Source organism: Methanoculleus sp. (assembly GCF_035363275.1).
Lineage (GTDB): Archaea > Halobacteriota > Methanomicrobia > Methanomicrobiales > Methanoculleaceae > Methanoculleus.
Genome location: NZ_DAOSET010000021.1, coordinates 12,779 through 38,892 on the forward strand (window position 1 = coordinate 12,779; position 26,114 = coordinate 38,892).

23 protein-coding genes and 2 tRNA genes are annotated in these 26,114 nt (G+C 61.0%); 12 read left to right on the plus strand and 13 right to left on the minus strand.

The annotated features are described in order from the left end of the window. Positions 1-11 precede the first annotated feature (11 nt). From PLN84_RS06100 to PLN84_RS06115, 4 genes are read right to left on the minus strand one after another with little or no spacing between them, the layout of a single operon-like run. Positions 12-605: a 30S ribosomal protein S3ae gene (locus PLN84_RS06100; RefSeq protein WP_292382745.1), complete on the minus strand. Its 594-nt coding sequence runs from the start codon at positions 603-605 to the stop codon at positions 12-14. 36 nt (positions 606-641) lie between these two features. Beyond that, positions 642-887 carry a KEOPS complex subunit Pcc1 gene (locus PLN84_RS06105; RefSeq protein ID WP_292382744.1) on the minus strand — a complete coding sequence of 82 codons (246 nt, stop codon included), beginning with the start codon at positions 885-887 and terminating at the stop codon, positions 642-644. Then, on the minus strand, positions 884-2,101 hold the full coding sequence (locus PLN84_RS06110; RefSeq protein WP_292382743.1) for a DHHA1 domain-containing protein: 1,218 nt from the start codon (positions 2,099-2,101) through the stop codon (positions 884-886). The genes PLN84_RS06105 and PLN84_RS06110 overlap by 4 nt, the downstream gene beginning before the upstream one ends. 7 nt (positions 2,102-2,108) lie before the next feature. After that, positions 2,109-2,567: a 30S ribosomal protein S15 gene (locus PLN84_RS06115; RefSeq protein WP_292382741.1), complete on the minus strand. Its 459-nt coding sequence runs from the start codon at positions 2,565-2,567 to the stop codon at positions 2,109-2,111. A gap of 681 nt (positions 2,568-3,248) precedes the next feature. Here PLN84_RS06115 and PLN84_RS06120 point away from each other — a divergent pair. After that, positions 3,249-3,319, plus strand: a tRNA-Gly gene (locus tag PLN84_RS06120). A 299-nt stretch (positions 3,320-3,618) separates the two neighbouring features. Here PLN84_RS06120 and PLN84_RS06125 read toward each other — a convergent pair. Continuing rightward, on the minus strand, positions 3,619-4,425 hold the full coding sequence (locus PLN84_RS06125) for a V4R domain-containing protein (RefSeq protein WP_299953181.1): 807 nt from the start codon (positions 4,423-4,425) through the stop codon (positions 3,619-3,621). 83 nt (positions 4,426-4,508) lie between these two features. Here PLN84_RS06125 and PLN84_RS06130 point away from each other — a divergent pair, with 83 nt between their 5' ends. The 5 genes from PLN84_RS06130 to PLN84_RS06150 all read left to right on the plus strand — a co-directional run bounded on the left by PLN84_RS06130 (position 4,509) and on the right by PLN84_RS06150 (position 9,351). Further along, a complete protein-coding gene (locus PLN84_RS06130; RefSeq protein WP_292382738.1) occupies positions 4,509-5,723 on the plus strand; it encodes an FprA family A-type flavoprotein in 1,215 nt (404 codons plus the stop codon). Positions 5,724-5,998: 275 nt separating this feature from the next. Next, complete coding sequence (locus PLN84_RS06135) at positions 5,999-7,072, plus strand: flippase-like domain-containing protein (protein WP_292382736.1); 1,074 nt, start codon at positions 5,999-6,001, stop codon at positions 7,070-7,072. 100 nt (positions 7,073-7,172) lie between these two features. After that, positions 7,173-7,850 carry a DUF5612 domain-containing protein gene (locus tag PLN84_RS06140; RefSeq protein WP_292382734.1) on the plus strand — a complete coding sequence of 226 codons (678 nt, stop codon included), beginning with the start codon at positions 7,173-7,175 and terminating at the stop codon, positions 7,848-7,850. Further along, on the plus strand, positions 7,850-8,428 hold the full coding sequence (locus tag PLN84_RS06145; RefSeq protein ID WP_292382733.1) for an L-threonylcarbamoyladenylate synthase: 579 nt from the start codon (positions 7,850-7,852) through the stop codon (positions 8,426-8,428). The genes PLN84_RS06140 and PLN84_RS06145 overlap by 1 nt, the downstream gene beginning before the upstream one ends. After that, positions 8,425-9,351, plus strand: coding sequence for a DNA polymerase subunit beta (locus tag PLN84_RS06150; protein ID WP_292382731.1), 927 nt, complete (start codon positions 8,425-8,427; stop codon positions 9,349-9,351). Before PLN84_RS06145 ends, PLN84_RS06150 begins: the two co-directional genes overlap by 4 nt. Here the strand turns inward: PLN84_RS06150 and PLN84_RS06155 are convergent. Beyond that, entirely contained in the window at positions 9,348-10,010 is a 663-nt protein-coding gene (locus PLN84_RS06155) for a Dna2/Cas4 domain-containing protein (RefSeq protein ID WP_292382730.1), read from the minus strand. The two genes, PLN84_RS06150 and PLN84_RS06155, sit on opposite strands and share 4 nt — an antisense overlap. 122 nt (positions 10,011-10,132) lie before the next feature. Here PLN84_RS06155 and PLN84_RS06160 point away from each other — a divergent pair, with 122 nt between their 5' ends. The 6 genes from PLN84_RS06160 to PLN84_RS06185 all read left to right on the plus strand — a co-directional run bounded on the left by PLN84_RS06160 (position 10,133) and on the right by PLN84_RS06185 (position 16,756). Then, positions 10,133-10,429 carry a DUF3467 domain-containing protein gene (locus PLN84_RS06160; RefSeq protein ID WP_292382728.1) on the plus strand — a complete coding sequence of 99 codons (297 nt, stop codon included), beginning with the start codon at positions 10,133-10,135 and terminating at the stop codon, positions 10,427-10,429. Positions 10,430-10,502: 73 nt separating this feature from the next. Continuing rightward, a tRNA-Thr gene (locus PLN84_RS06165) sits at positions 10,503-10,574 on the plus strand. Positions 10,575-10,866: 292 nt separating this feature from the next. Continuing rightward, on the plus strand, positions 10,867-11,007 hold the full coding sequence (locus PLN84_RS06170; protein ID WP_292382726.1) for a hypothetical protein: 141 nt from the start codon (positions 10,867-10,869) through the stop codon (positions 11,005-11,007). Positions 11,008-11,756: 749 nt separating this feature from the next. Then, positions 11,757-14,087 carry a tetratricopeptide repeat protein gene (locus PLN84_RS06175; protein ID WP_292382725.1) on the plus strand — a complete coding sequence of 777 codons (2,331 nt, stop codon included), beginning with the start codon at positions 11,757-11,759 and terminating at the stop codon, positions 14,085-14,087. Between the two features lie 906 nt (positions 14,088-14,993). Continuing rightward, positions 14,994-16,025, plus strand: a complete 1,032-nt coding sequence (locus PLN84_RS06180) for a hypothetical protein (protein ID WP_292558698.1) — start codon at positions 14,994-14,996, stop codon at positions 16,023-16,025. A 251-nt stretch (positions 16,026-16,276) separates the two neighbouring features. Continuing rightward, on the plus strand, positions 16,277-16,756 hold the full coding sequence (locus PLN84_RS06185) for a hypothetical protein (protein ID WP_292382721.1): 480 nt from the start codon (positions 16,277-16,279) through the stop codon (positions 16,754-16,756). A 72-nt stretch (positions 16,757-16,828) separates the two neighbouring features. Here PLN84_RS06185 and PLN84_RS06190 read toward each other — a convergent pair whose 3' ends face one another. From PLN84_RS06190 to PLN84_RS06220, 7 genes are all read right to left on the minus strand, one after another. Then, a complete protein-coding gene (locus tag PLN84_RS06190; RefSeq protein WP_292382720.1) occupies positions 16,829-17,011 on the minus strand; it encodes a hypothetical protein in 183 nt (60 codons plus the stop codon). Positions 17,012-17,126: 115 nt separating this feature from the next. Beyond that, positions 17,127-19,475: an arylsulfatase gene (locus tag PLN84_RS06195; RefSeq protein WP_292382717.1), complete on the minus strand. Its 2,349-nt coding sequence runs from the start codon at positions 19,473-19,475 to the stop codon at positions 17,127-17,129. A 99-nt stretch (positions 19,476-19,574) separates the two neighbouring features. Next, on the minus strand, positions 19,575-20,855 hold the full coding sequence (locus PLN84_RS06200) for an anaerobic sulfatase maturase (RefSeq protein WP_348531971.1): 1,281 nt from the start codon (positions 20,853-20,855) through the stop codon (positions 19,575-19,577). 127 nt (positions 20,856-20,982) lie between these two features. Beyond that, positions 20,983-21,663, minus strand: coding sequence for a TMEM175 family protein (locus tag PLN84_RS06205; RefSeq protein WP_292558699.1), 681 nt, complete (start codon positions 21,661-21,663; stop codon positions 20,983-20,985). 136 nt (positions 21,664-21,799) lie between these two features. Next, entirely contained in the window at positions 21,800-22,216 is a 417-nt protein-coding gene (locus PLN84_RS06210) for a hypothetical protein (protein WP_292382714.1), read from the minus strand. A gap of 214 nt (positions 22,217-22,430) precedes the next feature. Next, positions 22,431-22,982, minus strand: a complete 552-nt coding sequence (locus PLN84_RS06215; protein ID WP_292382712.1) for a DUF308 domain-containing protein — start codon at positions 22,980-22,982, stop codon at positions 22,431-22,433. 103 nt (positions 22,983-23,085) lie between these two features. After that, positions 23,086-25,833, minus strand: coding sequence for a glucosidase (locus PLN84_RS06220; protein WP_292382710.1), 2,748 nt, complete (start codon positions 25,831-25,833; stop codon positions 23,086-23,088). Positions 25,834-26,114: the final 281 nt, after the last annotated feature.

Genomic DNA, 26,114 nt, shown 5'->3' on the forward strand with positions numbered 1-26,114 from the left:
AGTAGCCGGCCTTATACGGTCGCGACCTGCTCAAGTTTGGACTTGGTGATCTCGACCCGGCGGATCGGGTAGATCGTCTTTACGACTTTGAAGACGTCCCGGGCCATGTCGCCGGAGACGATATCCTTGACCAGGGTCTCAAAGTCGCTCTCCGCCGCACGGGCGGCGAGGGCCTGCGAGATCGCCTGCCGCACGGCGTGGACCTGGCTCTGATCGGCCCTCGAGAGGGTGAGACAGACGACCGTCACCCGCAGGAGTTTGCCGTCCTTGCTGACGACCGGGTGGATGGTGTCGATGCGGGATGCCCGCCGCTTGACCATCGACCGGAGGTAGTCCCGGGTCACTTCGTGCCCGATGAACTCGGTGTACGCGGCGTCGCCGGCCACGTCGTTGATCTTGAACCTCATCTTGATGTGGGACTTGGAGTAGTCCTGCACAACTTCGCCGAGCGTCGCGGTCATGACCCGGCCGACCATGTTCGCGGGGTCGGCCGAGATTGCGTCGCCAATCTCAACTTTGCCGAAGGCGTCGGGTACGTAGACACGGTACCACTTCTTGGCCTTCCAGCCTTCCAGCCTTCTTCCAACCTGTTTCTTCTTTGCCATGGTATCACTTCTCTCCTGATTGTTTGTATCCCAGATTCACTCCGGAGCTCCCGGTTGTCTGCCTGATGCCGATGTGCACACATCCTCCGCTATCGCCAGGTTCATGAGGTAGTCGTCCACCGAGGCGGTGATCGACCGAAGCCTGGTCCCCTCTATCTCGGCCCGCACTCCTCCCTCGATCGGGTAGGTCCGGATCAGGGTGAGATTGTCGGGCTCGAGCGCGGCCGCCACGCATTCCGGACGGCTGTGCGGGGTCTCGATGACGCCCTCGATCCGGGTCATGCATGCACCTCATTTAAGAGTTCCTGCCTGAACCGGTCAATCTGGTCGGCGCCGATCAGGGCTCCGGCCCTCCGCTGATGCCCGCCGCCCTGGCCGCCGCATGCCTCCGCGACCCTCCGCATCAGCGGCTCGAGGTCGAGGTCGATGCCCGGCGGGCAGCGTGCCGATACGGAGTACCGGTCCCCCCTCTCTCCGATGACGAAGACAGGCCCGCTCTGGACGAGATCGTTTGCGAGCGCGTCGGCGACGTCGCTTGCTACCGCTCCATCGTCTACCGCAAAGAGAGCGAGACGCTCGTCGAGACGGCGCGCCCCCCGGATGCCGGCGATGACCGCCTGCCGATAGCGGGCGGTGATCTCCCAGGCTTCCTGGAGTGCATGGGTCGAGCGGAGGCAGAGCGATGCGCCGATGTCCCCGCGCCCGGCCTTGCCGCAGGCGTCGACGACGGCGGCGAGGTTCGTGGCCTCGTCGATCACCTCCCGTCCGAGGCTGTAGGTAGTGCCCCAGATCCCGCAGAGCGCGGAGAGCGAGGCTTTCGGGGCGGCCGTGAGCACGACCCGGGAGAGGAGGGACTCGACGTCCACGTCATCCTCATCAGTGACCTCTGCGACGAGCGCCCTCGCCGCGTCGGGCTCGCCCGAGAATCCCACAAGATACGGGTTGACGGAGAGTGCGAACTGCTCGACGAGCCCCCTTCCCGGGAGGCGGAGACCGCGGCGGGGTGCGATAAACCCGTTCCCGATGCCTTCGCTGGAAATTTCCCGGTTCGGCCCCTCTATCTCCTGGCCGTCGCCGATGATCCCGAGGAGTGCGAGGCCCGTCAGGTCGCGGTTGTCTCCCATGCGCTGGGCGACGAGGTAGGCCGCACCGGCCGCCGAGAGGTTTCGATCGCCGTCGATTCCCGCGAGGCGCGGGTTGACGTGGTAGTCGCCTTCGAAGTGGGGCAGATGGTGGTCCACCACCATCACGTCGCCGGAGAGGTCCGTGAGTGCTGACCCGAAGTCGCAGAGGAGCACGCTGCTGTCGTGAGGGACCTCGGCCGCGGTGATGCCTGCGCGGATCCTCAGCCGGAACTGCCCGCCCTCACGGAACATGGCATGGCAGAGGATGGATGCGGCGGCTATGCCGTCCGCGTCATGGTGCGCGAGCACCTCCACAAACTCCTGTTCGAGCAGGTGATCGGCGAGGTTTGCAGCAGCGGCGTTTAGCGACATGGGGTCATCAGCGGGAAAGCAGGATCTCCGCAGTCTCCGGTTTATATGTCCAGCCTTTCGGCATCCGTCCGGATCCGACGTAGTACTTGACCAGTCTGCGCACCTTGGACTCAACGATCTGGAGCTGCCGGGCGTTGTGCACGTCCTTCTTGTTCTCCTCAAGGTGTTTCCTTAACCCGAGCGCTTTCTGCATCAGGTTCCGGAGATCTTCGGGGATCTCGGACTCAAGCCCCTTTTCGCGAAGGATCTCGTTTACACGCTTGCCGGTGGCGAGCTTGACGTCAGGGACAGCGTACCTGTCCCGCAGTGCAAGGCCGATCTGGCTGGTCGACATGCCGTCTTTGCGCAGATCGACGACGATCTTCTCGATCTCCGTAGCGTCCGTATTGGACCACTCGGGTGCTTCCTTCCGGTAGGGCCGGATGGAACTGCTGGTTCCTCGGCGCCGAGCGTACATTCTTGCCATTCATACACCTCCGTTAGATACACTATGTAAGTCCAGAAAAGAGTCCGTTACCTGACTAATCTCTGTAATCCCGAGCCCTTGCGGGCAGTGCTTCCGGGAGCACGTCGGACTTACCATAGCCAGCACATGTGGTGCTGCATCATATTCTCCGGGAGGCGTCTTAAGGGTATCGGGCGGATGCACAAGGAGCCGGGAGCGATCTTCTTCGTGAGGGTTCCCTCATGAGGTGAAGGGGCAGAGCCGGAAGGCCCGGGCAACAGGTGCGGGGGTGAAAGCTGCGTCCCTTCGTCAGGCGGATCAGGAGGGCCGGATCGCCGCCGGTCAGTCTACAACCGGGCGTTGAACCTCAAGGGCCGTGCCTATCGGGAGGATGGTGTGAGCCTGTCCGGGTACGATCTCATTATGACACTCTCGCCACTCAAGGAGGGGCATCTCCGGCTCCGGGATCCCCGACGACTGCGAGCCGCGTATCTTCAACCACAGCCGGCGCGGGAAGGGGCCCGGCCTCTACATCGTCCGGATGCTTCTGGGGCGCTATAGGGGCAGCGTCCGGGCGGGTGACCACGTCCCGGGCCGGCCGGGGGAAGGGGCCGCCATCACGTTCACCCTGCGGCGTTATAAGCCGGGAGGGAGTGAGCCGAATGTTTATCTCCTCCCCGGTCAACATGTATTGGTACCGGAGCGATAGTAGTCTAGCGGTAGGACAGGGGCTTCCCAAGCCTCTAGCCCGGGTTCGATTCCCGGCTATCGCATGGGTATCTTCTGGTTCTGTTTTTCGGTACCGTTCTCGATTCCAGAAGAACACGATTGCAATCCTTGAGTCCGCGAGGACCAGGTTCAATCTCAAGGCCACGCTGATTGACCTCCAGGATTCGGATGCCGTTCAAAATGCCCCTTGCGCGTTTGGAACCTTCTGTATCGTGCATGACGGCGAGGTTATCAGCCATCACCCGATCAGCAATACCCGGTTTGAGAATATCATGAAGAGGAGGGTCGCGTAACCGGGGAGGGAAGAGGGGGTTCTGCCGGCCCCGGTTTCCCGTAGCGTGGATCACCCGACGCCGTTACTGTCGCCATCCGCAATAATCTCGAACCGGCAGTGATCAAACCCCATCGAGTAGCACCGGGCCTCGATCACCTCCATCGGCCGCCCATAGTGGCGGGAGAAGAGTGCCCGGAGGATGCCGGAGTCGAACGCGCACGCGGGCTTCCCCGTTACGGGCAGGTCGGCGCATTCGAAGCAGTCGTAGACGAGGAGGGTGAGCGGCTCCGTCCCTGCGATCTCGATCCGACCGAGGTTGTGCTCCTCCCAGAACCGGGCGATCTTTGCGCAGAAGGCCCCCGTATCTGTCTCGGTCACCGCCGGATAGAGTTCCTCCCCGACCCGCTCGCCGGCCCGGGTGAGGAGCGGGTCGAGCAGGATCCCCTCCTGCATCAGCGAGACCCGGACCGTCCGGAAGATCAGTTTATAGAACGCAAAGGGGTCGCTCGATCCCGCCCGGTACGCCCCCGTGTAGGCGGCGAGCGCATCGGCCACCCGGTCGTCGGGCGTGACGCTTGCGACGAGCTCGCCGGTGAGAAAGAAGATCTTGCGTCTCGCGTCCTCCGGGTCGGCCCGGGACCCGATCACCCCCGCTGCCGTGAGGTCCTGGAGGTGTACCGAGACCGTTGACTTTGCCCGCCCGGCAAGGGCGACGATCTCATCGAACGTGTACTCGCGTTCCCGGAGCGCTGTAAGGATCGCGCGCCGCACCGGGTTCTCGACCGTCCGCATCCCGTCCCGTGTCGAATACAGGTCTATCTCCAGGTTCGGTTTCGGCCGGCTGGTTCTCTCTCTGCCGGTCATCTCCTGCTCCATAGACTAAGATCGAAAGGATGATATATCAAATGTTCGGATATAATAGAACGTTCGTTTAATTACGAACAACATGAGGGATACATATGATGGCTACGAAACTCGCCCCCGGCGTCTACTGGGTCGGGGCAATCGACTGGAACCTGAGGGAGTACCACGGCTACACCCTCCCCGGAACGACCTACAATGCTTACCTTGTCCGGGGTGAGAAGACGGCGCTGATCGACGGCGCCTACCACGGGTTCGAGGGGGAGGTCCTTGGTCGTATCGAGTCTGTCTGCAACCCCGGCGCGATCGATTACATCGTCGTGAACCATATCGAGATGGACCACTCCGGCACCCTGCCGGCGTTCGTGCGGCGGATGCCCGATGTCCCGATCTACTGCACGGGGCGGGCCGCGGCCGGCCTTGCGCGCCACTACGATATCAGCGGCTGGAAGATCCATGTCGTGAAATCCGGCGACACCCTCGACCTCGGCGGAAAGACGCTCACCTTCCTTGAGGCCCCGATGCTCCACTGGCCCGATTCGATGTTCACCTACCTCGTGGAGGACGCCATCCTCTTCCCGAACGACGCGTTCGGGCAGCATGTGGCAAGCGCCGCCCGGTTCGACGACGAGCTCGGGAAGGATGCAGCGATGGCCCACGCGCAGAAATTCTTTGCAAACCTGATCATACCGCTCGCGCCGAAGGTCCTGAAGAAACTCGACGAGGTCGGCGGGCTCGGGATCGATATCAGGATGATTGCGCCGAGCCACGGCATCGTCTGGCGGTCCTACGCCGGAGATATCCTCAAGGCCTACACCGACTGGAGCCGGGGTGTCGCGAAGGAGAAGGTCACGATCGTCTACGACACCATGCACGGCTCGACCACGATGATGGCCCGCGCGATCGCTGAAGGGATCATGGCCGAGGGCGCCGACGTCCGGGTCTGCCTCCTCCGCGACGGCCGCTATGAGGGGACGCACCGGAGCGATATCGTTACGGATATCCTCGACTCAAAGGCGGTCATCATCGGGTCGCCAACGCTCCAGGACGAGGTCCTCCCCACGGTGGCCGGGTTCCTCAGTTACCTCCGGGGGCTCGCGCCCGGCCGGCTTACCGCAAAGAAGATCGGGTGCGCGTTCGGGTCGCATGGCGGCATGGGCGGTGCGGTCGCTCAGGCAGAAGCTGCCCTGAAGGCGGCCGGGATCGAGGTGATCGACGGCGGGTTCCAGGTGAACTACCGCCCGGACGGCGACGAACTCGGCCGGGCCTACGAACTCGGGCGGAGGGTGGTGCAGGAGATCCGCGCCCGGTGATCTCGTCTTCCCATACACGTTCTCCGAATCCCGATATGCACCCGGTGTTTCACGCCCGCCGGATGTCCCTATCTGCCGGACTGATCGGCCCAACCACACCCCCGGGCGATACCCGGGGTCCATACTCTCGTTCGCTCTCCTTCACGCCGGTGCAGCAGAGACGGGCCTCGTTGTCGTGCGGGGGAATATCGCGGGGGAAGATGTAATCGTGATGAGCGGCATCTACCTCCCGTGATGCCGGACAAGACGAGCGTTCTGCGGGGAGACGGGCGGGCATGAGAAGCCGGGGCTGGATCCTGCTCTCCCTTCTCCTCAGCGGCGCAACACTCACAGTTCTCCTCGCGGTGACCTTCACCCCCGAGACCCGGGCCTACCTCGGTGAGGTCAGCGTCGCCGCCCTCTTCCTCGCCCTCGGGCTCCGTGCCGCGGCGATCGTCTGCAGGATCGCGCGGATCCGGGTCCTCTGCGGCGGTCTCGGCTACACCATGCCGTTCCGGGGCCTCGCGGAGCTCCAGTTCCTCTCACTTCTCGCCGGCTCGATCACGCCCGGTCAGGTCGGCGGCGAACCTGTCCGAATCCACCGGCTCTCGCGTTCCGGGCTTGCCATCGGGGATGCCGTTGCCGTCGTCGTCGCGGAGCGGGTGCTTGACCTTGCCGTAGTTGTCGCTCTCACCCTCGCGGCCCTGCTCGCCGTCCGGCACCTCTGGGGCTACCTCGCCGCTACCGTCCTCTACCCGGTGGCCGCCTTCCTGCTCCTCGCCCTCGGTCTCCTGCTCGCGCTCATCCTCCTGATCCACCGCCCGTCGTTTCGGAGGAGGGCGGTGGACGGTGTTGCCGCCCGGGTGATCGACCGGTGCAGCCGGAGCCGGCGTTGGCTCCGGTTCTGTCCGGGTGCCGGGACTGCGAGCTCCCTTGCGGAGCGGATCAGCCGTGAGGCCGAGACGTTTGCCGCAGGGCCATCCCGGTTTGCGCGGGCCGGCCGGCGGGCTATCGGTGGTGCGCTCACCCTCACCGTCCTTGAATGGACCCTTTATTTCTCGGTATCCTCGGCCCTGCTCGTTGCTCTTGGTCTACCGCCTTCCCTCCCGGAGTCGCTCCTCTTCCAGGGGGTTCTCCAGATGGTCGCGACCATCCCGCTCATTCCCGGCTCGTCCGGGATCGCCGAGATCGGCGCCGTCACGCTGTATCGCCAGCTCGTGCCCGCTTACCTCCTCGGTATCTTCGTCGTCCTCTGGCGGCTGACCCTCTACTACCTCAACATCCCTCTCGGTCTCCTTGCGGGTGTTCTTGCCGCGAAGGAGGGGATCGGTGAGGGCGAGGCCGATCCCTATCCCACTGAAAACCTATAACCCTTATGAGACCCAAATCTATCAATTAACGCGATATGACCGAATTTTTCCTGTTCACCAGACAATCGATGAGTATTCGGATCTCCGGCGGGGGAGGATCATGATCACCGATACCGATATGTATGCCCTCTCGATCATCACCGAGAACAGGGCCGGCGTGCTGCGCGATGTGGCCACGGTGATGGCGGATTACCAGGCCAATATCCAGATGATCCAGCAGTCGATCATCACCTCCGGCCCGAACACCGGGAAGGCGTACCTCTACTTCGAGTTCGAGGAGTGCGGGAACCACGGCGAACTGATCGCCGACTTATCAAGGGTGCCGTCGGTTGTCGAGGTCACGATCTACCCGCCGTTCTCCCGGATATTCGGGTCCCGGGTGATCATCATCGGCGGTGGTGCGCAGGTGGCGCAGGTGGCGCTCGGCGCCGTGAACGAGGCGGACCGCCACAACATCCGCGGCGAGCGGATATCGGTCGACACGATCCCCCTTGTCGGGGAGCAGACCCTGGCCCTCGCCGTGGACGCGGTGGCCCGGCTCCCCCGGGCGTGCATTCTGGTGCTTGCCGGGTCGCTGATGGGGGGGGAAGTCTCGCGGGCCGTCGACCGGGTCCGGCAGGCCGGCATCCCGGTGATAGCCCTCAAGATGGCGGGGAGCGTCCCGCAGCACGCCGATCTGGTCGTGACCGACCCCATCCAGGCCGGCGTCTTCGCCGTGATGCACGTCAGCGGCAAGGGGGTCTTCGACATCAACCGCGTGCGTGGACGTGAGTTCTGATGAATTCGATCGATATGGCTGTCAAGGTGCTCTCGCGGGACGGGCTTATCGTCTATCCCACCGAGACGGTCTACGGCCTCGGGGCGGACGCTCTCTCCGAGGATGCGGTGATGCGGGTCTATGAGGCCAAGAACCGGCCGCTGGGTAAACCGGTCTCCGTTGCGGTCTCGGATATGGAGATGCTCTGTGCCGTCGCCGTGGTGGACGAGGCTGCACGGGCCTTCATCGACCGGTTCCTGCCCGGCCCGGTGACGGTGGTCCTCCCGGCGAAGTCCTGCCTGCCGGAGGTCCTCACCGGCGGCACCGGTCTCATCGGGATCCGGTGGCCCGAGAACGAGATAGCCATCGCTATCATCGCGCGGTTCGACACGCCGATCACGGCCACGAGCGCGAATATGTCTGATGATATCCCGCCGGTCCGGCCCGAGGAGGTCTCCGTCCCCTACGACTACCTGGTTGACGGCGGGGAACTTCCCGGGACGCCGAGCACGGTGGTGGACCTGACCACCCGGCGCATCCTGCGGAAGGGGGCGGAATGGGAAGCAGTGGAAGCGTTCCTGGAGACCCTGCAACCATGACCTCCATACGGCTCCGTGACTTCATCGAGGACCGTGAGGGCTGCATCTATGCGGTCTCGAACTACGACAACACCGATCGGGTAGGGTGCATCCTCCGTTACGTCCCCGATGCGGACGGGGAGCGGACGGGCATCACCGGCCGGCGGTACCGGAAGTACGACTTTGCCGAGTCTTTCGCCTGGATCCGGGAGCATAAGCCGGAGTATCTCGACGCGGTCCACCGGGTGCCCTGCTGCGATGTGGTCCGGGTCTACAAGCCGGAGGAGGAGATCGGGAAGGTGGCGGCCCGGAACGCCCGGGTGCGGAGGCTCCTCTCCCGCTTCGACCTCCCGACAGGCTCGTTCGGGTGCACGGGCTCGCTCCTCTGCGGCCTGGAGAACGCCGCCTCCGATATCGACCTGGTGGTCTACGGCGACGCCTGGTTTGCCGCCCAGCGCCAGCTCCGGCACCTGGTGGGCGCGGGGGTGATCCCGGGGATGAGCACTGCGATGTGGCGGAAGGTCTACGACAAGAGGGTGCCGGAGATATCGTTTGAGGCCTTTGTCCTGCACGAGCAGCGGAAGTGGAACCGGGGCGAGTTCGAGGGGACCTACTTCGACCTCCTCTACACCCGGGCCTACGGGAACCTGGACGCGGTCCCGGCCGGGAAGGGGACAGTGCTTGGCCGGGCGACGATCGAGGCGACGGTCACGGACGCCTCTCTCTCCTTCGACAGCCCGGCGGTCTACGCCGTGGACCACGACGATGTATCCCGTGTGCTCTCCTTCACCCACACCTACTCAGGCCAGGCGCTCGCGGGCGAGGTCATCGAGGCAAAGGGCGTCGTCGAGGAGCACGGCGACGAACGGTGGCTGATCGTGGGGACGACCCGCGAGGCGAAGGGCGAGTATATCGTTTCGAAGACGCTGCTTGAGAGCGTTTAGAAGAGATCCGAGAGTCGCCGCGGGCCGGCCATGCATCGCTCGAAGTGAGGGCAGCCGTCGCATGGGGCCCGGAGGGGCCGCGGCGGGATATCGCCTGCGACGACCCGTTTTGCGGCCCGGACCGCCCGGACCATCTCCCGCCGGTCGCGGGGCTGGGGCTCGACGAACCGGCAGACGCCGCTTGCGACATACTCGACGTAGCCGCCGGCGACGGCGCGCCCGAGGGTCTCTTTGAGGCAGGCAACGTAGCAGGCGACCCGGAGACGGTCGGTGCCGTAGGCCCCGGCTTTCGGCGCGGTGCTCGATCGGGCGATGGCGAACGTGCCGTCTTCGAACACCTTGTCTACCCTTCCCCGGATGCCGAGGGTGTCGGACTCGACGGCAAGGTCGGTCTGGACCGGCGTCTGCCAGGCGGTCTCCCGGCAGGCGGCGACACACTCGTCGAGGAGGTCCCGGGACTCCGGCGGGGCGTCGGGGAGAACGCAGAGGATCTCCTGCCAGATCTCTTCCGACTCGAGGAGTTCCCCGAGGTGGGTAGAAACCTGTTTGCAAACGGTGTAGCGGGCCGACTCCGGGTGCTCCTCCGAGCGCTCGAAGTAGTAGCGCCGGGGGCAGATGTGGCAGGCGACGACGCCGGAGACCGGGATGTAGTCAGTCATGGATAGCGTGGTCCCGTTTGAGAAGACGTATGCGTTCTCTCTATTTATCGGGATACGCTCGGCGCGGAGTTCCGGACGTCCGGGACGAACGCTTATCCCGGAGTGGATCACAGAAGAAGGGTATGGCAAACCGCGAGATATCGGTCAACATCCCCAGCGACCTCGACCCGGTCTACTCCAACCGGATCCAGATCGCCTACAAGGAGGACGAGTTCACGTTCCTCTTCCTGCACGAGATCCCCGGCATGAACCAGGCGCGGGGGAAGGCAATCGTCTCGATCAGCCCCCGGCACGCGAAGAACCTGGTCGCGGTCCTCGCGAAGAGCGTCGCGGACTACGAGCAGAAGTTCGGGGCGATCGCCGGCCAGGAGAACGCCCCGCACCAGGAGGGCAACGTTACCATCCGGGGGTACTCCTGAACGGGGCCGGGTCGGCGAACCCCCGGCAGGTGATACCTTTTTAATTCCGGACGTACAATATTCTAGGGCAGTCGCCGCTGTGGCTTAGCGGTATAGCGGCTGATTCGTAATCAGCAGGTCGGGGGTTCAAGTCCCCCCAGCGGCTTCTATTATTCACGTTTAATTCTTTCAGGCAATCCTAGTAAGGTGTTTTTCCGACCACAATGCATGCTGAACTTAGCCGCACCAACAATCGACACCGTCTTCAGCTGCTAGCTGAAGTGCCACGATACGAGCGGCGAGATCTACTGCGTGACCTTCAGCTGCAATGCAGTCCGGATCTCGAGATACTGGGTGGATGCCATCCGCACCGCGGTTGAGGCCTTGGTGGACACCGTGCCGGCGCTGGCCTGAAGGGAGTTTAGAGAGATTTCCTTTTTTTCCGAATGTGGGCATCCATGGAGAATGAGGTGCTGTTCGTCGCGATTTTCGTCAGCGCCGGGCTGCTCGGATATGTGGTTATTCTAGGCCTTCTGATCATGTGGGACCAGGTTCTGGACCATATGGGCCGGACCGGGTCGGGGAAGAAGCAGGCGTGAGGACCTGCGCTGGGGGAAGGGAATAACCTCTTCTGTTGCAGAAATACGCCAGATTTGCCGATATTTCGGGTCGAAATCATCTGTTTTCAGCGACTCGGAAAGTCGCCATAATATGCCATTTTATTGATGAAATAAGAGCAATCCTCCTTTATATTGGCCGAATAAGAAGACTTGATTATGGGAGGATGAATCCCTGACCGTCGCAGAGATCTGTCATCTGAGGGTTTCTGTGAAAAAGACTTTTTTTTGTGAATTCGGCCGAAAATTTGGGTATTTAAGTGTTGCTGAACCATATGCACCTGCCCGGCTGACAGCCGCGAGCATGCCCGGCGCAGCTGGAGATGCGAGCAGCGGGCGGAGAGTACCGTCACGATGTGAGCGATAGCGAGTGAGGGCGTCAGCGGTGACGGAAACCGGGAACAAGCAGGGTGACACTCTGCAGCGATCATCGGCAGCAAAGAAACTCGCCCGCCCACGCTGTCCCGAAAAAGAAGAGGTTCCCCCACGGCCCCCGATGAGGAAGACAGCGACCGGCGGAGTGTCGGCCGTGGGTCTGCCGTTCTACGGGATCTGGCTGAAGCGGAAGATTGAGAAGCAGTATCGCGGGACATCAAGTCGAGATGTGATGGCCTGATGCTGCATCGGATGTAGGGCAAACTTTATCCTACTGTGCATAATTGAAGGGGGCCGAGATCTGACGTGGACTTTGATCTCGTCCACGCTAACGCGCATCAGATTGGTGAAAGATTATGGAGGCAATGGCAGTCCGGAGGTTTGAAGTCCCGCCGAGTCCGTGCCCACCGGAGGAGTTTTCTGGCAGGTTCATAGAGCGGAGGACGATACTGAAAACCCTCTCTCAGGTAAAAGATCGCGGACAGGTGATACTGATATCGGGCGCCTCTGGCTCGGGGAAAAGTTCACTCCTGAGATGGGCCGCCGATGAGATCCAGAAACCTGATGGGCTGGAAAGCCCCGCAATAATAAAGGAATTTTACGAAACGGCCGGAATGGGCCTAAAAGTATATTTAGACTTGCTCAAAGACCTGAAAGGTCATACAAAATTCGGCTGGTTCAAAAACATTATAGAGAACACTGGAGTCATTAAGTCTCTGAATACCACACTAGACCTTTTAGAGACGTTCACGTCGATTACCGAGCCGGTCGGGATAGGTATTCGAGTTGTGAGGGCTTTCACAGGGGCATTCGCCCAACCTCAAAAGGTTGAATATGACCAGATTCTCACCTCGTATCTCACGATATTTCGGAATATCAGTGCCGAGTTGCAGAAATATGACCGGTTCATTGCAATCCTTCTCGATGATGTCCAGTGGTCTTCCGATCTGGACTTCCGGCTGCTCAAAGATCTGGTTCGGAATGTACCCCCCAATATCGCTTTTTTGGTGACGTATCGCCGGGAGGACAGGACGCAACAAATGTACGAAGAACTTGTGGGAGAACTAAACCGGTGGAATCAAACAACTCTTTCTCTCTATTGCTTGAAGTCTGCAGAAATAAAAGATCTCGCTGCCCGGAGGTACGGTATATCTCTTGCTGATTCATCAGCTCGCTGCTTAGAGGAGCATGCCGGCGACCCGTTCAGCCTGATAGCCTGCTTCAATTTGTTACAAAAGAAGGGCTTGAGCCCCGATATTGGTAATTTGAGAACTGTTCTGCCGGAAGCACTCCAAAACCCTGCAAGATCATTTTTGGCAGGGCTTGATCAATCATCACGAGACCGCGTGAATTTGATTTGTATTTTGAAACAGCCCATTCCACTCCGAATTATTGTCTGTATGACAGAAACGCAGCCTACAGAAGCAGCGCGACTGCAATCCGATCTGGATAACGACATAGTGTTCAGACGAGTTGAACGAGGCCAGTATGATTTTGCTCACCCTTCGCTCCGAGAATACTGCAAATATGAACTCCCTGAAATTCAGGAACTTGAATTACACAAGAGAGCGGCGAAATGTTTTGAGGAACATCTGGATAGATTACCTGATAAACAACATGCATATCAATCTCTTGCCGAGCATGCTTTCCGAGGAGAAGATTATCAAAAGGCCCTCGATCTCAATTTCAAACTTGGCAGTGACTTATATGAACATTACGATTACTCAACCGCTCTCGAGCTGCTGGACAGGGCAAAGATCTCAGCAGAACAGTTAGATGAGCGGGGAAAACTGGCAACAGTACATCATTATTTGGGCATGGTTCATCAAATGTCATTTCATTTTCCAGAGGCGCTGGAATGTTACAGCCAAAGCTTGGCGGTCTGGCAGGAAATTGAGAATCAGGTAGGCGAGGCAAGAGCTCTCCATGCGGCGGGGATGCTATACTATGCGATGTGCGAGTATGACGAAGCATTGAACCAGTGCAACCGAAGCATGGCGATCATGCGGAAATGTGGTGACCGAGAAGGCGAGGCGGGAGTTCTCCGCCTGATAGGGGCGGTGCATGCAGAAGAACATCAATACGATACCGCACTGGACTATTTCAACCAGAGTTTGACGGTCTTGCGGGAAATTGGAGATCTTGATGGCGAGGCATTAAGCCTCCTTAGCATGGGAAATGCGTACAGGGCGATGCACAGATACGACCTAGCACTGGAATGTTGCAAGCAGAGCCAAGTGGCCGCAAGGAAAATCGGGTACCTTGATACCGTGGTTAGAACTCTCTTTGAAGCAGGGACGGTGTATTTGGAAACGCAACGATATGATGAGGCACTTGACTGTTATAATCAATGCCTGGCGATCGAGCGAGAAATTGGATATCGGGACGGCGAGGCCTTAACCCTCTGCCAGATAGGAATGGTTTTCCAAAGGATGCATCGGTATGACGAGGCGCTGGACTGCTACAACCGGTGCCAGGAGATCTCACAGGAAATTGGATTCCGTAAATGTGAGGCAAAAGCACTTTACCAGATAGGGACAGTGTATCAAGAAACGCATCATCATGATGAGGCGCTGGACCATTACAACCAGAGTCTGGCAATCGAGCAGGTACTCGTAGATCGAGATGGCGAGCCCTCAACATTCCAACGTATTGAAGCATTAGAGGCAAATAAAAATCAAACTTGATGGTTGTTTTCAAGCGGTTCCCTCTGTTCCAAAACCTTCTCCCCGCCGCAATCCTCCATCGTGATAGACCAGCAGATCCTCCCACCCCGAAGCCCTGACTCTCCAGCCCTGCCGTCGCCCTCATCCAGGCAGGGGTCACCCTCAAACCCATCTAAATGAGGACGAATTTGTGGTCTTGTCTGACTTTGCGTCGGCCTTTGAGGCCAGATTTTAGCCCGGGGATAACTGGCACATAGCACCCTGATTGCCGGAGACAGCGGGGTCGGAGGACCATATCGGTCATATGAGCGAGAGTAATTCTTGCGGGATTTAACTACGGGTCTGCTCGATATCGGCTGTCTGAGGGCTTCTGTGAGGAGGGTTTTTTCTGCAAATTCGGCCGAAAATGGGAGTATCTAGACATTGCTGAATCATATGCGCCTGCCCGGCGCAGCCGGAGATGCGAGCGGCGAGCGGGAACAGCGCCACGAAGCGAGTGCAGCGAGCGAGTGAGGGCGTCAGGAATGGCAATTTGAATCTCTCTGAGTTTTCTGGTTTTGGAGTGAATCCAGGTTCACCATGACCAACAAACAATCCAAAAAACGGATGACCCCCCATCCCTCTTCCGAAAGCCCACGGCCAACGACACCGGCATGCTGTCCCTCCCCGGTATCGCGTTCATGCCGCACTTCCCCGCAGCCGGTTACTACCCCATTGACTCCCCGCCGACGGGGCTCAGCACCGGTCCTCGGGCTCCCTGCGTCCTCGGAGTGCTTCTCGCCGGCTTTGCAGCCGCGAAGAAGGGGTAAACCGGTATTCACGATCTCTGGCCGCCGATACATATCACTGATACCTTTATAGATATATCATAGTTTACCGATACATATCACTGATATATAAAATGGGTATCATGATACAGTGATAATTGTGACCTCGATTGATCAGTCCCCGGAAGTCGTCGCGTTCATCCGGGAGGCGCTCGGTCTCTCGCCCGACGCAAGAGCCGACGATGTTGCAGTTCTATATCAAGCAATGGAGATTGAGTTGCCGTTGCAGCCGGATATCGTCTTCAAAGACGGCGATCGGCTCTACTTCGTCGAGGTAAAATCGAACGTTACGTCGATCGACACGATTGGCCGAATGCAGCTCTTACGGGAACTCTGGTATCGCCGGAGATCCAATTGGCACCCGGTCGAACTGGTCATCGCCGCCAAAACCATTCGCTCACGGGAAGAGCAGCTCGCACGGGAGCTCAGCATCCAGATAGTCAAACTCCCCTGGACACTCGGTCCACCCCTCCAACCCGAGTTCAAACCGTCGAAGAGCAGAATCACCTCCGAAAAATCCTGGAAGATCGTCTCCCGCCTGCTCAAAGAGAAGAGCACATCCATCCGGCAGCTGGCACTGCAGGAGAATGTCTCCTACGGCTGGGCACATAAAACCATTGAGATGCTCATGAGCCAGGGCATCGCGAAGAAGAACAACAGTTACGTCCAGATCGGCGATGTGAAAAAACTTCTGAACGGCATCGCCTGGGAGCGGCCGATGAAAAACCTGAGCCTCGCCGAGATCCCGGTCTCTTTCGGCGATTCGATTCCGGCAGCGAAGGACATCTCCTCAATGCTCTCCGAACAGAACGTGCCGTTCGCCTTCACCGGCTACACTGCCGGCGGGCTCTATACGGGATACGCAGTCCGCCAGGACGCGGTCTACCTCTACCTCGACAAGAAAAACCTCGACCTCTTCACTGAGTTCTTCAAAACATCCTCCTACGAGCCCGACCGGAGCAGCATTCGGGCATGGATCTACGCGCCGGACAGGGATGTCTATACCGACACGCGGCAGAAGGAGGGCATCACCGTCGTATCTCCTGCACAGAGCCTGCTCGACCTTGCAGGATTCGGGTACAGCGCGATGGATCTCACGAAAGCGATGGTGGAGATGTATGACGCTCTATGACCGGGGTCCGGAAGTCATTGAGCGCTCTCTCGCCGAGCTCCGGGAGATCGTCGCCTGGGTCAACGAACGCGAAGAAGATTAGCCCACTCCGATGACGAGCCTTATCGGGGGGTGGGCTGTCGATGCATACAACCCGTATGTCGGTTCCGTCGACATCGACTCTGTCACCAACAGCAACCCGCCGAAGCCTGATGCATCATCTGGTTCATCGCGGGGGATTTCATTACAGGCGATATACTCACCATACGACTGTGGAGAAAGGATCGGGAGCAGAAACCGTTATCCTTGACTTCTATTCAAGAGAACGCCGTGATCCGTTCGAGGGTGGCCGGGGAGAACTTGCGCTTGACTTCCTTGATGATCACACTGTCATCACGTCTATCAGGGGCAACATCCGGATGGCCATCCCGACACGCGGGGCGCTCCTGATTATGAAGCTGAAAGCCGTATGGGACCGCTCGTTCCGCTACGAACAGGGGAGATCGCCCGATCCCGAGTGGGAATACTCGAAACTCGTCAAAGACAATGCAGACGTTCTGGCTCTACTGGATCCTGAGCACGGTGGGCATGATCTCGATCTTGAACACCTCGGCGAGATGCTGAACTGTCATCGCTTCCTGAAGGAATGCATCGAGAGATTGCCGGGGTTGGACGATGCCCGGGAAAAATACGAACGGATGGATGAGAAAACCATTCGGCAGGTCTGCGAGGATTTCATGTCGGTGCTGTGAAGAGACAGGCTCAATGAGGTGGAGTCATTCCTCGAAAAGCTATGAGAACCATTTGGGGAGGGTATTTTATCCTCACCTCGCGGAGAGCGCCTCATTGAGCGAGAGGGATTCTTCCTCCTCGACCTCTTCCATCAAGAGCGCGAGTCCGCAGTCTTCGAGAAGTTCCTCGATCTTCTCGAAGGTCTCAATGTCAAGAACGACCCCGATCTTTCTGTCGTTGTCGGTTACGATGTACTGCCGCTTGATATTGATCACCGCTCACCACCTCCTGTCGTTCTCTCGCCTGCACGGGTATCCTGGGAGAGCGGAACGATAACTGGTGAGGTATTCCGGTGCCGCCATCGTTTTCTTCCCCTCACTGAATGGCCCGCTACTCCCGCGCCATCATCGCGGCCGCTTCTCTTTCGAGGTCGGTATACGGTTCTCCGGCGACGTCCACCACGATCCTGCGGACCGTCCCGGTGAACGCCCACGGCCGCTCGCCGGGATAGTCGCCGGTCACGGGATCGCCCGGGTCCAGTCCGACGGAAAGCCCGCCGCCGGCGATACCAAAGTACGCGGGCTGGGTCCTGATCCGTCCCTCACCCACTTTCCGGCCGTTGACGGAGATCGCGAGCGTCCCGTGTGCGGTGCCCTCCGGCTCCTCGCTCTCCTTCGTGAACGCAACGGAGAGCGTGACCCTGCCGGCAGGGAGTCCGGCGTCCGACGCGACCACCTGCTCGGTACCGACGAAGTTGTAGACGTATCGGGGCCGGTTATCCCTGACGTAGAGGGCGTGGCCCCCGAATCGGCCCCCGAGGGCGAAGAGGACTCCTTCTGCACCGCCATCCGGGATCTCGACGTCGGCGGTGATGGTGTAGGACCGGTTGCGGATGTTCGCCGCCACGCCTTCGGGGACCGGCGCGGTCTTCGGATAGTAGACGAAGAGGTTGCGTTGCGGCGCGGGCCGGGGCCGGGGGCTGGTCAGGACTTCCGGAGCGGTGCGATCTTCGAGCGGCAGCCCCCGGTACTTCCCGGCCTCGTGCCACCAGAGGGCGATCATCTCAAAGAGTTTACGCGGGTGCTCGTCGGCCAGATTATGTGTCTCCGAGCGATCGTCCCCGGTATGGTAGAGCTCCCAGGTATCTTCGGCGAAGTGGCCCCATCCGGCCATCGCCGGGTGCGTGGTGACCGCCTTCCAGCCATCGTGCCAGATCCCGCGGGAACCGAGCATGGAGTAGAACTGGGTATGCCGCTCTGTGGACGCATCGCCCTTCTCGAAGGTATAGCGCATGCTGACGCCCTCAACAGGCCACTGGGCGTAGCCCTTCACGGTATCGGGCATCGGGATACCGATACATTCCAGGATGGTGGGCGCGATGTCGACGGCATGGTGGTACTGGTGGCGCATCTCCCCCGTTGTCCGAATGCCCCGCGGCCAGTGGATGATGCAGGGGTCGGCGATGCCGCCGGCGTAACAGTAGCGCTTCCACATCTTGAACGGGGTGTTGAACGCCATCGCCCAGCCCGAGCAGTAATGGTTGTATGTCTTCTCGCTCCCGAGGTCGTCGATAAACTGCAGGTTCTCTTCGAGAGAGTCCGGAATGCCGTTAAAAAACCTGTTCTCGTTGACCGAGCCGTTCGGCCCGCCCTCGGCGCTGGCACCGTTGTCGGAGACGAGCACGATCAGGGTGTTCTCAAGTTCGCCGCTCTCTTCGAGGAAGCCGATGAGCCGGCCGATCTGGGCGTCGGTGTGGGAGAGGAACCCGGCGTAGACCTCGGCCATCCGGGCAAAAAGGCTCTTCTCCGCACCTGAGAGCGAGTCCCATGGTTTGACGGCGTCCAGTTCCGGGTATGGCTGTCCGTCGGGACCCGTCCTTGCCTCCGGCGTGCCGATGGGGTTGATCGGCGGCAGTTCCGTATTCTCCGGGACGATCCCCATCTGCTTCTGCCGTGCAAGCACCCTCTCGCGGCAGCGCTCGTAGCCCATATCGAACCTGCCCTTGTAGCGATCAGCCCACGCCTTCGGGACATGATGCGGGGCGTGGGCGGCGCCGGGGCAGTAGTACATGAAGAAGGGCTTTGCCGGGTCGATCTGCCTCGCGTCCCGGACGAACGCGATCGCCGTATCGGTCAGGTCTTCGGTGAGGTGGTAGCCATCTTCGGGCATCGCCGGCTGTCCGACCGGGTGGTTGTCGTGGACCAGGGCGGGGTAATACTGGTTCGTCTCGCCGCCCAGGAATCCGTAATACCGTTCGAATCCCCGGCCGATGGGCCAGTTTCGCCTGGTCGCGGCCAGGTGCATCTCGTCCTGCGGGCAGAGGTGCCATTTGCCGAGCATATAGGTGTTGTAGCCCCGCTCGACCAGCACCTCTGCGAGGGTGGCGCACTCGAACGGGATGTGGCCGTTTGAGTTCGGAAACCCGGTGGTCGCTTCTGCGACGCAGGCCATCCCGACGGTGGTATGATTCCTGCCGGTCAGCAGGCAGGCGCGGGTCGGGGAGCAGAGCGCTGTCGTGTGCCACTGCGTGTATAATAAGCCGTTTGCCGCCAGGCGATCGATGTTCGGTGTATCTATCAGCCCGCCGTAACAGGAGATGGCCGAGAACCCGACGTCGTCGAGGACGATCATCAGGACGTTCGGGGCACCCTCAGGCGCCTTTGGTTCTTCATACGGTGTCCAGTCGGCAACGGAGTCCCGGACATCGACATTGACGACACCCTTCCACTCTTCAGGCATACCTTCTCCCCCCATCGAAATTGGTGAACAGGGTTCCGCAAGATATCTTGTCGTTTATATAGTTGTCATCGAATATCCTGGTGACGACCTGCCGCTACGTTAACGGCTCGTGCGCCCGCAGCATCTCTTATACTTCAAACCGCTCCCGCAGGGGCAGGGCTCGTTCCGGCCCACCTTTGCCGCGAGCATCGGCATCACCTCGCCCGCGGGCCGCCCCCGCCGGAGCAGGTCGGCCATCATCCGCATCGGGCGGTCGGCGTGGGAGAAGAAGGTCCGGTAACCATCGCAGAGGTAGTTCAAGCCCCCCTCGCCGTCCGGCGCCTCGATGAACCGGTTCTTCGGGCATTCGCCGTTGCAGACGGCGAGGAAGTTACATTCCCGGCAGTACCGGGGGAGCGTGTCGCGCTTGGCCGTCCCGAACCGCCGTTGCGCCTTCGAGGCGACGAGCTCAGCGAGCGGTGTCGTGATGATGTTGCCGAGGAGGTGGCCCGGCTCGACGAAGTGGTCGCAGGAGTAGAGGTCGCCGTTGTGCTCGAGCGCCACGCCAAGGCCGCAGGTCGGGGCGAAGACGCAGACCGTCCCGGCCATGCCGAGCCAGCCCGCGAGCGCCCAGTCGAAGTTCAGGACAAACATCCGGCCGACGTCGCGCCCGACCCACTCATCGAAGATCGCGACCAGGAACCGACCCCATTGATCCGGCCGGACGGACCGGCCGGTGACCGCGTTCCCTTCTTCCTCCCGCTCGACGATGGGGATGAACTGGATATACGGTGCAGAGAGTTCGTCGCGGAAGAACCGGTAGACCTCGAGGGGGTGGTCGGCGTTCGTCCTGTTCACCGCACAGAGGATGTTGAACTCGACATGATGCTTCCGGAGCAGGCGGGCGGCGTTGAACACCCGGTCAAACGTGCCCCGTCCCTGCCGGTCCCTCCGGTAGACGTCGTGGAGCTCCCCGGGGCCGTCCATCGAGAGGCCGACCAGGAAGTTGTTGTCGTGGAAGAACCGGCACCATTCGCCGTCGAGGAGGATGCCGTTCGTCTGGAAGGTGTTCTCGATGCGAGTTCCAGGTCTTGCATACCTCTTCTGGACCGCCACCGCCCGCCGGAAGAACTCGAGCCCTATCAGGGTCGGTTCTCCCCCCTGCCAGGCGATCGTCACGAGGGGCACCGCGTGCCCTGCGATGGTCTGGCGGACGAACTCCTCCATCACCTCATCGCTCATCCGAAAACTGCTATCCGGGTACAGGTGCTCTTTCTTTCTGTAGAAACAGTAGGCACAGTCGAGATTGCACCGTGCGCCGGTCGGTTTTGCCATGACGTGGAAGGCGGGGGGCGCCCCCTCGCCGGACCCGCTCATCGGCCGGCCCCGTTCCCGCTGCACCGGCCGGAGGCGTTGAAGACCGGAGATAGGCCTGGTTCCGGCGTAGTCGACCATCCCTTCCGATACAGGTGCGAATTGCGTACGAACGCCTCCCGACAAAGCAGTGTTTCCTCTGCGGGCAGTGCTCTCATGCTCCCTCCTTTTTCAAAGACTGCGTGAGGGTTCTCCCGAAGAACAGAGGCTGGAGAACGAAGTAGATCGCCACGGAGATGTATATTGCGATTGCCACCCGGGGCAGGAACAGTGCGAGCAGCACCCCGATTCCATCGAGCACGATGCCGTATCGCCGCCGGTGCTCCAGACCCCGGAGATCCGTGTCTCCAAAACTGTCGATGAGGAGTTCCGGACGCCGGACAAGGTAATTCATGATCCTGTTCAGCATGAGCGACGCGAGGAACAGGTCCAGCCCGTAGATGAACACCGCCAGCCGCGAGCCCGGCCCGATGAGGTGCGTGGCCATCAGGCTCGTGGAGAACGGGAGCAGAGAGACGAAGAAGAGCATCACGAGCGTCATGCGGACTGTAACGCCGTTTTCGTGTGCTGTCATCCGGGTAATGGACATATGCGTGATCCAGAACCCGCCGATAAATGCGAAACTGATGATGTAGGCGAGGAAGTCGGGCCACGTCTCAAGAAGCGCCCGCAGCAGGTCATCGGTGGCTTCCGGCACGGGAATTTCGAGGACGAGCAGGGTGATGACGATGGCAAAGACTCCATCGGCAAACGCACTCAGCCGGTCGGCAGGAAGCATGTCGGTCAGGCGATCTCGATCGGACGTCTTCGGACTCTCATCGCGGGCGGCCATCATTCCTCACCTCCGCGCCGGCAGGAACGTGAGCGTTCGCATGAGAACGATACGACCCGGGATGTGTGCCCGGCGGGTATGGGAATCGACCACCCCTTTCGATACCCACCGGATCTCACCTCAATTCCCGAAGCGCTCACTACGCCGTGCAGTTCAGGTCATCATAAAGGCTCTGCTGTTCCTCCCGGACGGCCTGTACCTGCGGGCGGATGGCCTGGATGGCTTCGATGACGGTCACATCGTCGGGAAGGTCCTCTACGGCCTGATTGAGGTTATCATAGGCCGCGTTGAGATCGTCGACCCGGATGTTGGCGAGCTCTCCTGCGGATTCCCTGACACTCTCCATGGCGGACCGGACCTGGTCCCGTCCCTCCCGAATATCTCCCACTGAAGTCCTCAGGCTCGTGTTCTCCATGCTCTCAAGCGCCACTCTGAGTTCTTCGAGGTCCTGGCAGAGCTGCGCCTCCGCCTCCTCCTCAGACGGCTGGACACATCCGGCACCGGCACAGGCCAGGATGAGGATCAGCAAGATCGAGAGTACTCCCGTTTTCTTCATGCCTATCTCCCGGGCAGGATGACTGCCCGGAGCCGAATGATAATAGCAGTTATATAAAATTATCCCAATGCATTGCGGCGAACCGGGTGTTACGCAACGGTTCTCCCGTATTCCCCCATACCGGGGAAAACAGCGGCAGATACCCATCGTTACGAGCAAAGAGGGGGGAGGTCGTACCTCCACGCCCGGGATGCTATCCTGCCCCTCCCTCCGGTCACCCCGGCAACCGGAACGAAACGACGATCGCCGTGATGCCCCCGACGATGGCGAGCCCCGCAAGGAGCAGCACCAGGCCGACAGCCGCGACGAGCGGGTTTGCGATCAGGACCAGGCCGAAGATGATGCTCAGGATGCCGAGGATCCCCGTTCCCCACCCGGGACCGGAGAACCCCTGCGCCATGTAGACCGCCCCGATGATCAGCCCCTCCACGCCGATGATGAGGGCAAAGACGGTCGGGACGAGGATGGCGCTATAGAGGGGATAGGTGAGGACGAGGATTCCTGCAAGGATACCGAGGATACCGACCAGCAACTTCCAGCCCCGGCCCGTTCTATCCGTAAACAGGCCGATGAGCGCGACGATACCGTTGAAGAGCCAGTAGAAGCCGAGGAACGTGACGAGGAGCGTCAGCGTCTGGATGGGGTAGATGAAGAAGAGAACGCCAAAGATGACCGCGATAACGCCGAGCAGCAGCACGAGCCAGCGTGACGGGGCCAGAGCAGCGCCGGACTCATAGGTGCCGGCACCGAACTGCGTGTTAACCATAACAACACCGTGCGGAGAGCACGCTACCACCATATAGAGGTATCTGCCCCCCGGCCACCCGGCCCGGCGGAGTGAGCGGTACTCCACCGGGCCGGTGCATCCGTTATCGGGCAGCAGGCCCTTCTACCGGCCGGGGAGAAGAGCCCTTCTTCCTGTAGACGAGCCTCCGCGCTCCCTCCCCCAGCACCTGTTCGGGGGTCATATACCCGGAGATCTGGATGATCCGGGCGACGAGCCCCGTCCACCCGGTCTGGTGGCTGGCGCCCACGCCGGCACCGTTGTCGCCGTGGAAGTACTCGTAGAAGAGGAGGTAGTCGCGCCAGTTGGGGTCGTCCTGGAACTTTTTAGTGTAGCCGAAGACCGGGCGCCGATCGCTCTCATCGCGGAGGAAGATCCGGGTCAGGCGCCGTCCTATCTCCTTGCTCACCTCAAAGAGGTTCATCCGGTTCCCCGACCCGGTCGGGCATTCCACAGTAAAGTCGTCCCCGTAGTAGGCGTAGAGGTTTAACAGCGCCCGGATCAGCATGACGTTCATCGGGAACCAGATCGGCCCCCGCCAGTTGGAGTTCCCGCCGAACATGGCCGAGTTGGAGTCGGCCGGCAGGTAATCAACCCTGTATTCCTGCCCGTCCTGGTAAAAGATATAGGGATTGTTCAGGTGTGCCCACGAAAGGGACCGGATCCCGTAATCGCTCAGGAACTCGTTCTCGTCCAGCATCCTTGCGAGGACCCTTCGCAGCTTCTCCTCGGTGAGGAGCGAGAGGAGGAGCCGTCCTCCGACGCCGGGCCGGCCGGCGTTCGCGATCGTGGACGTCATGCGCTCATGATACTGCCTGAACCACCTGGCCCGCTCTATGAACTCCGGCATCTGCTCGATCATCTCCCGGGTAAAGACCGTGCTTGCAGCAAGCGGCAGCAGCCCCACCAGGGACCGCACCTTGAGACGTGTCGCGCTGCCGTCGGGCAGGCGGAGGAGATCATAATAGAAGCCGTCCTCTTCGTCCCACATCCCATCGAGGCCCTCGCCCATGCTGTTCATCGCCGAGGCGATCCAGACGAAGTGCTCGAAGAACTTGGTCGCCATCTCCTGGTAGACCGGATCGTGGACGGCGAGTTCGGAGGCGATCTCCAGCATCGTCTGGGCAAAGAGGGCCATCCACGCCGTCCCGTCGGCCTGCTCCAGGTAACCCCCCGTGGGCAGGGGTGCGCTCCGGTCAAAGACCCCGATGTTGTCGAGGCCGAGGAACCCACCCTCAAAGACGTTCTGGCCGGTGCGGTCCTTGCGGTTCACCCACCAGGTGAAGTTCATCAGCAGTTTCTGAAACATCCTCCCCAGGAACTGCACGTCCCCGGCGCCCAGGATCTCTTTCTCCGTGCGGTAGATGAAGAGGGCGGCCCAGGCGTGCACGGGGGGGTTGACGTCGGAAAAATTCCATTCATAGGCCGGAATCTGGCCGTTCGGGTGCAGGTACCGCTCGCGCAGCATCAGGTCGAGCTGGTTCTTGGCAAAGTCCGGGTCCACCATGGCAAGGGCGAGGGTATGGAACGCCAGGTCCCATGCCGCATACCAGGGGTACTCCCACTTGTCGGGCATGGATATGATGTCGGCGTTCACCATGTGGAACCAGGAGTTGTTCCTGAGCGAGGACCGCTGGCCGGGATCGTGCCCATTCAGCCAGCGGTCGACCTCGTAGAGGTAGTACTGCTTCGTCCAGAGCATGCCGGCAAGCGCCTGCCGCATCACGTTCGCCGCATCGGGGCCGACCGACGGCGGGGTGATGTTCTCGTAGAATGCGTCCGCCTCCTGCATTCGCTCTGCGAACACGCTCTCAAAGGCGCTCCCGAAGAGAGGGCTCTCCTCCGAGGGCGGGGCCTGGTTCAGCCGCAGCCGTATCGTCTGCGCCTCCCCCGGAGCGAGGGTCAACCGGTAGTGTGCGGAAGCTTTGGTCCCGGACCCCTCCGGGTTCACGGCATCGGCCCGCCCCGAAACGATGCAGTCGTTGATGCCGTCTTTGGCGAACGGCGAGGCGTTCGGGGTGCCGAAGAGACGCTCCGTGTTGGTCTCGTTCTCGGTGAAGAGAAGTTCGGGGGCGCCCTCGCAGGAGAGATACCGCTGTCCGAGAGCGGGGTGATCGGCCGCGATCACGCCGGTCCCCGGTGGACCCTCCGCCCTCCGGAGGGACGGCCTCTTGCCGCCCTGCTCCCAGGTGTTGCGGAACCAGAGGGTAGGGAGCACGTGGAGGGACGCCTCCTCCGGGCCGCGGTTATGGACGGTGATCTGCACCAGGATATCCTCCGGGGACGCCTTCGCGTACTCCACAAAGACGTCGAAGTAGCGGTCGCCGTCGAATATCCCGGTATCGATGAGCTCGTACTCCAGGTCATACCGGTTGCGCTGGCGGTTGGTCTCGACGAGGTCGTTGTATGGGAACGCGGCCTGCGGGTACCGGTAGAGGTACTTCATGTAGGCGTGCGACGGGGTGTTGTCGAGGTAGTAGTAGTACTCCTTCACGTCCTCGCCGTGGTTTCCCTCGGCGTTCGTAAGGCCGAAGAGCCGTTCTTTGAGGATGGGGTCGGCACCGTTCCAGAGGGCGAGCGCAAAACAGAGGAGCTGGGAGTCGTCGGAGATGCCCGCAATCCCGTCCTCCCCCCACCGGTAGGCGCGGGACCGGGCCTGGTCGTGCGTGAAGTAGGCCCAGGAATTGCCATCCCACCCGTAGTCCTCCCTCACCGTTCCCCACTGCCGTTCGCTCAGGTAGGGCCCCCACCGCCGCCAGGGGATACGGCTGCTGCGGATCTCGAGCAGCCGTTGCCCCTCGGCCGTGCCGGGCACAAACGTCACAGGTGTCATGCGCGAGTCAGACTATCCGTCAGATAATATATTTTTCGAGGAATCAAAATCCGGGTTGCCCCAATGGCACCTTGCAGCGCCTCGTCCCGTGTATCCGGGAGAACCGGCGGTCCCGGCTCACGGGGCGTGGCCTGCCGATGCAGCGGCGGGAATGCACCCTGACCGCTACGGCAGGCGGACCACAAGAGGCCCTTGCCGCTGGCGCCATCCCGACCCTCCTGTTTTCCCGTACGGAGGCCACGCTGCCCGTACCGGCGCCGGGCAGTTAGGTTAATATATGC

What these genes read in the sequence shown, in the direction of transcription:
- PLN84_RS06170 (WP_292382726.1), top strand. Translation starts at nt 10,867, where the DNA reads ATGGAGAATGAGGTGCTGTTCGTCGCGATTTTCGTCAGCGCCGGGCTG.
- PLN84_RS06105 (WP_292382744.1), bottom strand. Translation starts at nt 887, where the DNA reads ATGACCCGGATCGAGGGCGTCATCGAGACCCCGCACAGCCGTCCGGAA.
- PLN84_RS06145 (WP_292382733.1), top strand. Translation starts at nt 7,850, where the DNA reads ATGAATTCGATCGATATGGCTGTCAAGGTGCTCTCGCGGGACGGGCTT.
- PLN84_RS06140 (WP_292382734.1), top strand. Translation starts at nt 7,173, where the DNA reads ATGATCACCGATACCGATATGTATGCCCTCTCGATCATCACCGAGAAC.
- PLN84_RS06155 (WP_292382730.1), bottom strand. Translation starts at nt 10,010, where the DNA reads ATGACTGACTACATCCCGGTCTCCGGCGTCGTCGCCTGCCACATCTGC.
- PLN84_RS06175 (WP_292382725.1), top strand. Translation starts at nt 11,757, where the DNA reads ATGGAGGCAATGGCAGTCCGGAGGTTTGAAGTCCCGCCGAGTCCGTGC.
- PLN84_RS06130 (WP_292382738.1), top strand. Translation starts at nt 4,509, where the DNA reads ATGATGGCTACGAAACTCGCCCCCGGCGTCTACTGGGTCGGGGCAATC.
- PLN84_RS06100 (WP_292382745.1), bottom strand. Translation starts at nt 605, where the DNA reads ATGGCAAAGAAGAAACAGGTTGGAAGAAGGCTGGAAGGCTGGAAGGCC.
- PLN84_RS06160 (WP_292382728.1), top strand. Translation starts at nt 10,133, where the DNA reads ATGGCAAACCGCGAGATATCGGTCAACATCCCCAGCGACCTCGACCCG.
- PLN84_RS06205 (WP_292558699.1), bottom strand. Translation starts at nt 21,663, where the DNA reads ATGATGGCCGCCCGCGATGAGAGTCCGAAGACGTCCGATCGAGATCGC.
- PLN84_RS06115 (WP_292382741.1), bottom strand. Translation starts at nt 2,567, where the DNA reads ATGGCAAGAATGTACGCTCGGCGCCGAGGAACCAGCAGTTCCATCCGG.
- PLN84_RS06125 (WP_299953181.1), bottom strand. Translation starts at nt 4,425, where the DNA reads ATGGAGCAGGAGATGACCGGCAGAGAGAGAACCAGCCGGCCGAAACCG.
- PLN84_RS06220 (WP_292382710.1), bottom strand. Translation starts at nt 25,833, where the DNA reads ATGACACCTGTGACGTTTGTGCCCGGCACGGCCGAGGGGCAACGGCTG.
- PLN84_RS06150 (WP_292382731.1), top strand. Translation starts at nt 8,425, where the DNA reads ATGACCTCCATACGGCTCCGTGACTTCATCGAGGACCGTGAGGGCTGC.
- PLN84_RS06195 (WP_292382717.1), bottom strand. Translation starts at nt 19,475, where the DNA reads ATGCCTGAAGAGTGGAAGGGTGTCGTCAATGTCGATGTCCGGGACTCC.
- PLN84_RS06110 (WP_292382743.1), bottom strand. Translation starts at nt 2,101, where the DNA reads ATGTCGCTAAACGCCGCTGCTGCAAACCTCGCCGATCACCTGCTCGAA.
- PLN84_RS06215 (WP_292382712.1), bottom strand. Translation starts at nt 22,982, where the DNA reads ATGGTTAACACGCAGTTCGGTGCCGGCACCTATGAGTCCGGCGCTGCT.
- PLN84_RS06210 (WP_292382714.1), bottom strand. Translation starts at nt 22,216, where the DNA reads ATGAAGAAAACGGGAGTACTCTCGATCTTGCTGATCCTCATCCTGGCC.
- PLN84_RS06135 (WP_292382736.1), top strand. Translation starts at nt 5,999, where the DNA reads ATGAGAAGCCGGGGCTGGATCCTGCTCTCCCTTCTCCTCAGCGGCGCA.